This is a genomic window from Neisseria flava, from assembly GCF_982712965.1.
In genome coordinates, this window is record NZ_CEXQBZ010000049.1 from 1 (window position 1) to 10348 (window position 10348).

Annotated in this window: 10 protein-coding genes; 2 read left to right on the forward strand and 8 right to left on the reverse strand. The window is 46.7% G+C overall.

Features of this window, described 5'->3' with window-relative positions:
- Window positions 1-204: 204 nt before the first annotated feature.
- The 3 genes from pnp to AC5M9B_RS03295 form a co-directional block, all read right to left on the reverse strand.
- A complete protein-coding gene (pnp, locus tag AC5M9B_RS03285) occupies window positions 205-2325 on the reverse strand; it encodes a polyribonucleotide nucleotidyltransferase (RefSeq protein ID WP_455007502.1) in 2121 nt (706 codons plus the stop codon).
- 235 nt (window positions 2326-2560) lie between these two features.
- Window positions 2561-3427 (reverse strand): phosphoribosylaminoimidazolesuccinocarboxamide synthase, encoded by an 867-nt coding sequence (locus AC5M9B_RS03290; RefSeq protein ID WP_455007503.1) that lies wholly within the window; start codon window positions 3425-3427, stop codon window positions 2561-2563.
- Between the two features lie 169 nt (window positions 3428-3596).
- A complete protein-coding gene (locus tag AC5M9B_RS03295; protein WP_019270580.1) occupies window positions 3597-4445 on the reverse strand; it encodes a calcium-binding protein in 849 nt (282 codons plus the stop codon).
- Between the two features lie 1054 nt (window positions 4446-5499).
- Here AC5M9B_RS03295 and rfbD point away from each other — a divergent pair.
- Window positions 5500-6363 (forward strand): dTDP-4-dehydrorhamnose reductase, encoded by an 864-nt coding sequence (rfbD, locus tag AC5M9B_RS03300; RefSeq protein ID WP_019270577.1) that lies wholly within the window; start codon window positions 5500-5502, stop codon window positions 6361-6363.
- 541 nt (window positions 6364-6904) lie between these two features.
- Here the strand turns inward: rfbD and AC5M9B_RS03305 are convergent.
- The 5 genes from AC5M9B_RS03305 to AC5M9B_RS03325 all read right to left on the reverse strand — a co-directional run bounded on the left by AC5M9B_RS03305 (window position 6905) and on the right by AC5M9B_RS03325 (window position 10092).
- Window positions 6905-7153 carry a glutaredoxin family protein gene (locus AC5M9B_RS03305; protein WP_487648252.1) on the reverse strand — a complete coding sequence of 83 codons (249 nt, stop codon included), beginning with the start codon at window positions 7151-7153 and terminating at the stop codon, window positions 6905-6907.
- A 163-nt stretch (window positions 7154-7316) separates the two neighbouring features.
- Window positions 7317-7517, reverse strand: coding sequence for a (2Fe-2S)-binding protein (locus tag AC5M9B_RS03310; RefSeq protein WP_016686532.1), 201 nt, complete (start codon window positions 7515-7517; stop codon window positions 7317-7319).
- 352 nt (window positions 7518-7869) lie between these two features.
- Window positions 7870-8745: a site-specific tyrosine recombinase XerD gene (gene xerD, locus AC5M9B_RS03315; protein WP_487648253.1), complete on the reverse strand. Its 876-nt coding sequence runs from the start codon at window positions 8743-8745 to the stop codon at window positions 7870-7872.
- Between the two features lie 169 nt (window positions 8746-8914).
- Entirely contained in the window at window positions 8915-9352 is a 438-nt protein-coding gene (locus AC5M9B_RS03320; protein ID WP_107813687.1) for a peroxiredoxin, read from the reverse strand.
- Window positions 9353-9456: 104 nt separating this feature from the next.
- Complete coding sequence (locus AC5M9B_RS03325) at window positions 9457-10092, reverse strand: deoxynucleoside kinase (protein ID WP_070514483.1); 636 nt, start codon at window positions 10090-10092, stop codon at window positions 9457-9459.
- A gap of 3 nt (window positions 10093-10095) precedes the next feature.
- Here AC5M9B_RS03325 and AC5M9B_RS03330 point away from each other — a divergent pair.
- Window positions 10096-10348: hypothetical protein (locus tag AC5M9B_RS03330; protein WP_487648254.1), on the forward strand; the 253-nt coding region annotated here is incomplete at its 3' end.

Below are 10348 nucleotides of genomic sequence, written 5' to 3' on the forward strand. Positions count from 1 at the left end.
GCGACGAAGCCGCAGACAGTACAAATAGTACGGCAAGGCGAGGCAACGCCGTACTGGTTTAAATTTAATCCACTATAAATCAAAGTTCCGACACAAGACAACTCAACTTCATATTCCTATCCCTACTTTTTCATCCGCATTCAGCAAAAAAGGTCGTCTGAAATTTTTCAGACGACCTTTCATCAATCAAATTTAACTCAGCGATTATTCAGGCGCTTTTTCTTCGCGCGCAGGAGCTTCGGTCAATGCCTTGATAGACAGACGCACACGACCACGGTCGTCCACTTCCAATGCTTTCACATTCACAACCTGACCGACTTGCAGATAGTCGCTGACGTTGCGTACGCGCTCATGGGCGATTTGGCTGATGTGTACCAAACCGTCTTTGCCCGGCATCACGCTGACGATGGCGCCGACGTTGTTGTCGAGGATTTTAACCACAGTACCTTCGTACACTTTACCCACTTCCACTTCGGCAGTGATTTCTTCGATGCGTTTTTTCGCGGCGTCGCCGGCTTCTTGAGTGGTTGCGGCAATAGTGATGGTGCCGTCTTCCGCAATATTGATTTCAGTACCGGTTTCAGCGGTAATCGCGCGGATGGTTTCGCCGCCTTTACCAATGACTTCGCGGATTTTGTCTTGGTTGATTTTCATGGTGAACAGACGCGGAGCGTGGGCGGACAACTCTTGCGGACCTGCCACGGCGGCTTTCATCTGTTCCAAGATGTGCAAACGAGCATCTTTGGCTTGTGCCAGAGCAATCTGCATGATTTCTTTGGTAATACCTTGGATTTTGATGTCCATTTGCAGCGCTGTTACGCCTTCGGTCGTACCGGCAACTTTGAAGTCCATGTCGCCCAAGTGGTCCTCATCACCCAAGATGTCGGTCAATACGGCAAATTTGTTGTTGTCCAAAATCAGACCCATCGCAATACCGGCAACGTGTGCTTTCAAAGGCACACCGGCAGACAGCAGGCTCAAGCAGCCGCCGCAGACGGAAGCCATAGAAGACGAACCGTTGGACTCGGTAATTTCGGAAACGACACGCATGGTGTAGCTGAATTCTTCAGGAGACGGCAATACGGCAACCAGTGCGCGTTTTGCCAAGCGGCCATGTCCGATTTCACGACGTTTCGGTGCGCCGACGCGACCGACTTCGCCGGTAGAATATGGCGGGAAGTTGTAATGCAGCATGAAGCGGTCGGTGTATTCACCGGAAAGCGCGTCAATAATTTGCTCGTCGCGAGAAGTACCCAAAGTCGCTACGGCAAGGGCTTGGGTTTCGCCACGGGTAAACAGGGCGGAGCCGTGTGTACGCGGCAATACGCCGGTTTGGATATTCAGCGGACGGACGGTGCGGGTATCGCGACCGTCGATACGCGGTTGACCATCCAAAATTTGGGTGCGGACAACGTCGGCTTCCAAATGTTTGAAAATACCTTTGATTTCGTTGGCAGCCAGAGTATCGGTTTCTTCGGTAATCAGCGCATCTTTTACTGCATTCCAAGCTTCGTCCAATTTGGCAGAACGCGCTTGTTTTTGACGGATTTTGAACGCTTCTTTAATGGCTTCGCCCGCAATTTCGCGTACTTTGGCAACCAATTCTTCATTGGTTTCAGGCGCTTTCCAATCCCATACTTCAGGGTTTACTTCATCGGCGAACTCGTTGATGGCGTTAATCGCCACCTGCATTTGGTCGTGACCGTAAACGACGGCACCGAGCATCACGTCTTCAGGCAGGATTTTGGCTTCGGATTCCACCATCAAAACGGCTTTGGATGTACCTGCAACCACCAAGTCCAGCTTGGATTTAGCCAGTTCGGCTTTGGTCGGGTTCAATACGTACACGCCATTTACATAACCTACTCGCGCAGCACCAATCGGACCAGCAAACGGTACGCCGCTCAACACCAGCGCAGTGGACGCGCCGAGCATGGCAGGAATGTCGGAATCGATTTCAGGATCAACGGAAACCACCATCGCAACGATTTGGATGTCGTGGTAGAAACCTTCAGGGAACAGCGGGCGGATAGGACGGTCGATCAGACGGCTGGTCAGGATTTCTTTTTCGCTTTGTTTGCCTTCGCGCTTAAAGAAACCGCCGGGGATTTTACCTGCGGCGTAAGTGCGCTCGAGGTAATCAACAGTCAGAGGGAAGAAGTCTTGACCTTCTTTGACTTCTTTATTGGTGGTCACAGCAACCAAAACAACGGTATCGCCCATCGATACTTTAACAGCCGCTGCGGCTTGGCGCGCGATTTCGCCGGTTTCCAAAGTAACGGCGTGATTGCCGTATTGGAAGGTTTTAACGTGTTTATCGAACATTTCGTTCCTTTCAGAATGCCGCACGCTAAAACACTAATAATGCACACTAAAAGTGAGAATGTGCATAGTTAGGGTTTCAGGTGTGCGGCGGTTGGTAAAAACTATATTTTCAGACGACCTCAAATGGTCAATCCAAACGCACATTATAGTAGCAAATGTAAGTAAATCCAAGCATTCATGACAGCAAAGGTCGTCTGAAACATACTTCTGTATTTCAGACGACCTTTTATCAAATTTATGATTCTTCGGTTAAAAGATTTAATGCTTCCCGATATTTATCAACTGTTTTCTGAATAACATCACTAGGGACTTCCGGTGCCGGAGCTTTTTTGTTCCAACCGCTTTGCTCCAGCCAATCTCGAACAAATTGTTTGTCAAAAGATGGCGGATTGGTGCCGACTTGATATTGATCCGCCGGCCAAAAGCGGCTGGAATCGGGTGTCAGTACTTCATCCATCAGGGTTAACGTACCGTTTTCATCCAGCCCGAATTCAAATTTGGTATCGCATATGATGATACCGCGTGATTTTGCATATTCTGCGGCTTTCGTATAAAGCTGAATGGCTTTAGCGCGTACTTCAGCCGCCAGCTCTTTACCGATAATGCGTTCACATTCTTCAAAACTGATATTTTCATCATGATCGCCGACGGCAGCCTTGGTGGACGGAGTAAAAATCACTTCCGGAAGCTGCTGCGCTTCTTTCATCCCTTCGGGAAGTTTGATACCGCAGACAGAACCGTTTTTTTGATAATCTTTCCACCCGCTGCCCGCCAAATAACCGCGCACAATCGCCTCTACTTTGACAGGAGTCAGTTTCTTGGCGACAACCGCACGTTTCTCAATGGCTTTGGCTTCATGTTCAGGCAACACGTCATAAACCGTATCGCCGGTAAAATGATTGGGCATGATATGCGCCAGTTTTTGAAACCAGAAATTGGAAATCTGCGTCAGAATTTCTCCTTTCCCCGGAATCGGATTGTCTAAAATCACATCAAATGCAGACAATCGGTCTGACGCAACCATCAACATGCGTTTACTGTCGATTTCGTATAAATCGCGCACTTTTCCAGAGTAGATTTTTTTCAAGCTGATTTCGGACATTTCGGGTCTCTCTTTCGCTGACTTGGTTTAAACAGGATTCCGTTATTTTATCCGAATTTGGATTTTGCGGTCAGATTGTTTACAAAATAGGTCGTCTGAAAACGTTTTGCACGGGTGCAGACGCTTTCAGACGACCTCATCAATCCTAAGTCTAACTACTAATCAGAGATTAGATGCTAGGAACTTGGGTTTGTTGTTGGATGCTGTTTACAGCTGACAGAGAGTAGTAATCACCATGACCGGTTACTTCGTAAGTGCTGCCATCGGCAAACTTGAAGTTTTCGATTTTATGGTTGTTACCGGAGAACCAGTCGTCAATTGTAACAGAGTCGCTATTGCCAACAGATACGGTCAGGTTGTTGCCTGATTTGCTCAACAATACGTCGGAAGCAGAAATACCTTTGCCGAATTGCAGGGTATCGTTACCGCTTTCGTCTTGGATGGTATCGCGGCCGTAACCTTTATCGAAGAAGTAGGTATCGTTGCCTGTACCGCCAATCAGGACATCGTTGCCAATGCCGCCGTCGAGGTAGTCGTTACCGTCTTTACCAACCAGACAGTCATCGCCTGCCAAGCCGTACAAGTGGTTGTCGCCGGAGTTACCGTTGATGTCGTTATTCAGAGCGTTACCGGTACCGTTGAGGTTGCCGGAACCTTGCAAGAACAGGTGTTCAACGTTGTCGGTCAGAGTGTAGTCGATTACGCTGCGAACAGTATCGATACCGCCGTTCAGATTACCGTATTCGATAACTTCGTCGCCTTTGTGGTCAACAAAGTAAACGTCATTACCGTCGCCACCACGCATGATGTCAGCGTCAGCACCACCGTTCAGATAGTCGTTACCGTCACCACCTTGCAGGTAGTCTTTACCGGCTTGACCATACAGGGAGTCGCCGTTGTTACCGCCTTGCAGAGTGTCATTGCCGTCACCGCCGTAAATCACGTCAGCACCGTCACCGCCGTAAATTACGTCTTCGCCGCCGGTACCGTAGATAGTATCTTTCTTATCGGTACCCACAGTTTTGGTTGCACCCTTTTTATCTTTAGTTGAACCGTCAACATGGATAATGTTGCCTGGGTTTTTATCAACACTACCATAAGTGTTGTTTTGATTATGGTCATCAACGCAATCTTTGCAGTCTTTATCGTTAGGTTTAGGCTGCGGTTTTGGTTGCGGCTTAGGTTGCGGTTGCGGTTGCGGCTGAGGTTTAGGTTGTGGTTGTGGTTGAGGTTGTGGTTTTTGAGGTTCAACTGGTGGGAAGTTTGGTTCCAAAGGCTTCTGAGGAGCTGGTTTTGGAGCTGGTTTTGGATAATAAGGTTTACCCGGATTGCAATCAAACTTGATTACAACGCATTTGTAAGCTACTTTTGGAGGTGGGCAGTACGCACCATGACCGATTTTGCCATGATGTACTTTGATACCGTGAGAAGAGCCGTAGTTATGAAAACTACCTTTGTAACCGAAACCACCATGGCTAGGAGGGCAGTAAGGATTGTAGGATTTAACCGGAGGGCAGTATGAGTTGAAGTGGGCTTTAGAAGAATAGCCGCCATAATGATAAGTCATGATAAATCACTCCCAGAATATATGTAATTAAGAAGCATAGGCTTTTTGACAAAATGAAAACTGATCAAACTGCCTACACTGTTATTCTAGTGATATTTCATGATTAACTGTTTTTCAATTCGCTAACGGTTGAAATTTCAGACGAATGGAAACCTTTTTTAAAACAATCAAATCCAAATTGACAATTTATCCTGATGATAATTCCTTTTTAAAAAACAAGATATTGATTATTTTTTGAAATAATATTATTTATTTCAACGTACTATTTATTTCACTTTCCACAACAGGGATCCCTTTTTTCCCCTTCAAACAAAATTTTTCATAATTCATCTTATCTTACCACCAAATATTAGCGAGATATTGCAACGCTCTCATCTCCCCTCGTTCAAATTTTCCGATAAACACAAGTTCAAAACGGTAAAGGCGTAAAATGCTGTTAAGAGCTGATGTTTGCTCTATAATGATGGGCATCTTGCTGAAACAATATTCATTAAGGAGATATATCATGAGGACTTTGCTGACAGGCTCTAAAGGACAACTCGCACACTGCTTCCGCGACCGACTTCCTGATAATTGGGAGCTGATTGCCACTGACTCCTCTTCCTTAGATATTACGGATGCCGATGCCGTTCTCAATATGGTCCAAAGCTTTCAACCCGATGCGATTGTCAATACCGCCGCCTATACCGCTGTTGATCGTGCAGAGACAAACGTCCCTGCCGCATTTGCCGTCAACGCTGCAGCTGTTCACAATCTTGCCGACGCAGCACGTTCGGTTCATGCCCGATTTATCCACATATCGACTGATTACGTTTTCGACGGGACAAGCAAAACACCCTACCGTGAACATGACTACACCAATCCACAAAGCGTATACGGCCGCACCAAAGCTGCCGGTGAACTACTCGCGCTTGCCGCTAATCCTGAAAGCACCATTATCCGTACCTCTTGGCTATTTAGCGAATACGGCAACAATTTTGTTAAAACCATGCTGCGTTTGACAAAAGAACGAGACAGTCTTTCCGTTGTCAACGATCAAATCGGATGCCCGACCTATGCGGGGGATTTGGCGCAAGCCATCATTACACTTTTGCAACACCCATCACCTTCCAGAGGAATCTACCACTTCGGCGGCAACAAATCGGTTACTTGGTATGAATTCAGCCAAGCTATCTTTCAAACGGCACTAAAACATGACAATAATTTCAAAATGCCGAAATTAACACCCATCACCACCGACCAATATCCTCTTCCTGCACCACGTCCCGAGTACAGCATTATGGATTGTCACAAAATCGAAAACGATTACGGCATCAAACCCTCTGACTGGCAAAAAGCTTTAAACGACATCATCGGTAAATTGGACTAATCCTCACTAAAAAGCCCCTGATAACAGGGGCTTTTATATGAACGTCAAACCTTACGAAACAAGTATTTAACTTTACACAATTCATCTTTTAATCTAAATAAAAAACAGCTATCATCCTAACCTAACATCTCACAATATATTGAATAATCGATAAAAGACCAATAAACAATCAAAGACAGGATTATTAAACGGTAAATGCACGATTTGATTTATCTTCCGTTTCAGAATAATCCTTTAAATCACAGAAAGGAAAAATAATGCCACATCGCAGACGACTGGCTATTTACCAAGCCGCAAAACGCGCCTCCTTCACCGGAAAACCGGTTGCTCCGACTACACCCGTAGCCGGTTAAACAAAACAGAGGGGATGATGCTTACCCCTCATGATATTTCAAAGGTTGTCTGAAATAAAAATCAGGCAGCCTTTTATTCATATAGCGGTAGCGTAAGAACAAAATCCTGAAATTCTTTGAAAATTTTTCAGACGAGCTGTTTTCAATTTATCGAAACCAACTTATCAAAACAGAAATACTTTCAGCCGTTATACCCCATCACATTTTGTTTCCAAAAAGGTTTTCAATTTTTCCCCATCCAAAAACCAATGGCAAATTTCTGTTTCGCCATCAAGCAAAACAGGGACAAGTTCATTATATTTTTCCTCCAAGACAGGATCTTCATCAACATCAATAATTTCCAGCTCAAAGCCAAATCTTTCTTGATACGGTTTAAGCTGTTCGCGCATTTTGTGGCAGAGACTGCAATATTCGCGAAACATCAACGTCAGTTTCATAATAGACTCTTTACTGTAAACAGAAATCGAGATTATAAGGTATAGTCGATTAACTTCAAAACGGCGGTGCGGCATATACCGTTTTATTTTAGAGTAGATATAAAAAGGTCGTCTGAAACCAAAGATTTTGGTTTCAGACGACCTTTTTGAATTCTAGATGAAATTAAGACTGAACATTAATGCCGGCGGTAATGGTAGTTTGGGCATTGTTGATATTCAGAAACGAAGCAGCCAATTCGCTGCAACACCCACAGCAAGTAGCTACTCCTAATTGAGCCTGTAAATCGCTCATCGTACTTGCGCCGGCGGCGATGGTTTCTTTGATTTCGTGGTCGGTAATGGCGTTGCAGATGCAGACAAACATAATGTGCTCCGTGTTTTCTTTCGCTCGGTATTGATAGTGTGTTTTATTCTTAAACATGAATATAAATAAAAACTGTTTGCATTGCAAGGTTTAACTCTTGGTTTATCTTGGTAATTTTCTATTGAAATCCATATTTCGATTGATATTTTCCAAAATATAGTGGATTAAATTTAAATCAGGACAAGGCGACGAAGCCGCAGACAGTACAAATAGTACGGCAAGGCGAGGCAACGCTGTACTGGTTTAAAGTTAATCCACTATAACTTATTTTGAATGTTTAATGCCATACAGCAAAAAAGTCGTCTGAAAACGAGATTTCCGTTTTCAGACAACCTTTTTTTAATCGGCTCGTTTAGTTTCGCGAATGGTGTTCGTCAACAATGTTTTTCAGGCGGATGTTGGCGACGTGGGTGTAGATTTGGGTGGTATTGATGTTGGCGTGTCCGAGCATGAGCTGTACGGCACGCAAATCGACGCCGTGATTGACGAGGTGGGTGGCGAAGGCGTGGCGCAGGCCGTGCGGGCTGAGCGAGGTGATGCCGGCGGTTTCGGCGTAGTTTTTGACAATCATCCACGCAAGTTGGCGGGAGATGCCGCTGCGTTTTTGGCTGACGAAGACTTCGTCGCAGATTTTGTTTTTGAGCAGCAGCGGGCGCGATTCGGCGCAATAGCGTTCGACCCAGTAAACGGCTTCTTCACCCATAGGCACGATGCGCAGTTTGTCGCCTTTGCCTATGGTGCGGATGCAGCCGCGGTTGAGGTCGAGATCACCCAGTTGGAGCTTGACGGCTTCGGTTACGCGTAAACCTGTGGCGTACATGACTTCGAGCAGGGCTTTGTCGCGCAGGCCGTGCGGCGTGTCGGTATCGGGCGCGGCAAGCAGGTTTTCGATTTGCGCTTCGGTAATCAGGGTCGGCAGTTTTTGCGTCTGTTTCGGCGCTTTGAGGAAACGGGTCGGGTTATCCGTCCGACGCTCGGTTTCTTCCAACCAGGCGTATAGGCGTTTGCAAGCGGACAAGGCACGCGCCTGCGAGCTGTGTTTTTCGTCTGCCGCATAGACGGCGTCCGCCAAATCGGCGGCTTCGGCATCCAACCAGGTATGCCCGCCCGCTTCCAAGCGCGCGGCGATTTTTTCCAAATCGCGACGGTAGCCTTGCAAGGTGTTGTGGCTGAGACGGTCTTGCAGCCACAAGGATTCGAGCAGTTTGTCTATGAGTTCGTCGGTCATGGAGTTTTACGGGCAGCCAGAAAATTGATGTATAGCGGATTGAAGTGAATCAAGACAAAACGATCCGACAATGATTTGAATCTAACACAAAAGGTCGTCTGAAAATGAAAACCTGCTGGACAGAACCCGCCATGTTCGTTTTCAGACGACCTTTTGCTGCATTATCGGTTTATCGGGACAGCGTTTCCAAAACTTCCTGCGCGTGTCCGGCGACTTTGACTTTGCGCCATTCGTGGATGATTTCGCCGTTTGCGTCCAATACGAAGGTGCTGCGCTCAATGCCTAAAGATTCTTTGCCGTACAGTTTTTTCAGCTTGATTACGTCAAACATTTTGCACACGGTTTCGTCTTTGTCGCTCAACAATTCAAAATTGAAGCCTTGCTTGGCGCAGAAATTCTGATGCGATTTCACGCCGTCGCGCGAGATGCCGACGACGGTATAGCCGAGTTCTTTGAATTGCGGCAAACGGGCGTTGAAATCCAAGCCTTCGGTGGTGCAGCCGGGCGTGCTGTCTTTGGGGTAGAAATAGACAATCAGCGGCAAATGTTTGGCGGAATCGAAGTCGTTGCCGCTGCTTGAGGGCAAAGTGAATCGGTATTGGGTCATGATGTCTCCTTTCAGACGACCTGTGGCAAAAACTTTAAAGCAAAGAAATGAATGAATCCAAAACATAGCTGCTTCAGCGTTTCACCATAATTTTACACACTGCGTCAGCGTTCGCTTAAATTCAGATAATTGCGCGTTCCCTGCAAATCGTTCAGCGCATTGAGCAACAGTTGGAAATGTTCGTCATTGCCTTGCAAATCCAACTCGTCGGCATTGACGGTCAGCAGCGGGGAATTTTGATAAAGGTGGAAAAACTGGCTGTATCCCTCGTGTATCCGCCCCAAATAGCCTTCGGGGAAAAGATTGATGATGCCGTCGCCACGTTTTTGCAGGCGTTTGCGGTTGCCGTCCACGGCGGTTTGCAGGTAAATCACCAAATCGGGGGCAGGATACTGCGGCAGGATTTTTTGCTTTAAATCAGCGAAGAGCTGCTGCTCGTCTTCATTCAACACGACCGGCGTGAAAATCCGGTCTTTTTCCAACAGGAAATCGGCGACAACCATGCCGCCTTGTGCATATTCGTTTTTGATGATGTCCACGCTTTCGGCGCGGCGCATCAGGAAAAAAAGCTCGGTTGCCAAGCCGTGATGGGAGGCGTTGGCGTAAAACTTCATGAGGAAGGGGTTGTGTTCGGGGTTTTCCGCCAGCGACATCGCGCTGAAATGTTCTGCAAGGCGGCGGCTCAAGGCGTTTTTCCCGCTGCCGATGGAGCCTTCGACGACAATATAACGGTAGTTCATGGTTTGATTAATAATATTGTTTTGATATTTTGGAAAGAGGCATTTTATCAGACCGACGGAATTTGCCCAAACCTGCCGCCGTCCTTCTTGCAAGGTCGTCTGAAAAAGGAAACTTCCAAGCCATTTCCCTTTTCAGACGACGGCGGATTCGCATTTGAAGTGCAACTTTCCCTAACAGGAAAAGGCCAGTATGCGGTAGCATACGGCCTTTCCTGCAAGAAAGATTGCCATGAGCTACACGCAACTGACCCAAGAC

What these genes read in the sequence shown, in the direction of transcription:
- AC5M9B_RS03290 (WP_455007503.1), bottom strand. Translation starts at nt 3,427, where the DNA reads ATGTCCGAAATCAGCTTGAAAAAAATCTACTCTGGAAAAGTGCGCGAT.
- AC5M9B_RS03325 (WP_070514483.1), bottom strand. Translation starts at nt 10,092, where the DNA reads ATGAACTACCGTTATATTGTCGTCGAAGGCTCCATCGGCAGCGGGAAA.
- xerD (WP_487648253.1), bottom strand. Translation starts at nt 8,745, where the DNA reads ATGACCGACGAACTCATAGACAAACTGCTCGAATCCTTGTGGCTGCAA.
- rfbD (WP_019270577.1), top strand. Translation starts at nt 5,500, where the DNA reads ATGAGGACTTTGCTGACAGGCTCTAAAGGACAACTCGCACACTGCTTC.
- pnp (WP_455007502.1), bottom strand. Translation starts at nt 2,325, where the DNA reads ATGTTCGATAAACACGTTAAAACCTTCCAATACGGCAATCACGCCGTT.
- AC5M9B_RS03320 (WP_107813687.1), bottom strand. Translation starts at nt 9,352, where the DNA reads ATGACCCAATACCGATTCACTTTGCCCTCAAGCAGCGGCAACGACTTC.
- AC5M9B_RS03305 (WP_487648252.1), bottom strand. Translation starts at nt 7,153, where the DNA reads ATGAAACTGACGTTGATGTTTCGCGAATATTGCAGTCTCTGCCACAAA.
- AC5M9B_RS03310 (WP_016686532.1), bottom strand. Translation starts at nt 7,517, where the DNA reads ATGTTTGTCTGCATCTGCAACGCCATTACCGACCACGAAATCAAAGAA.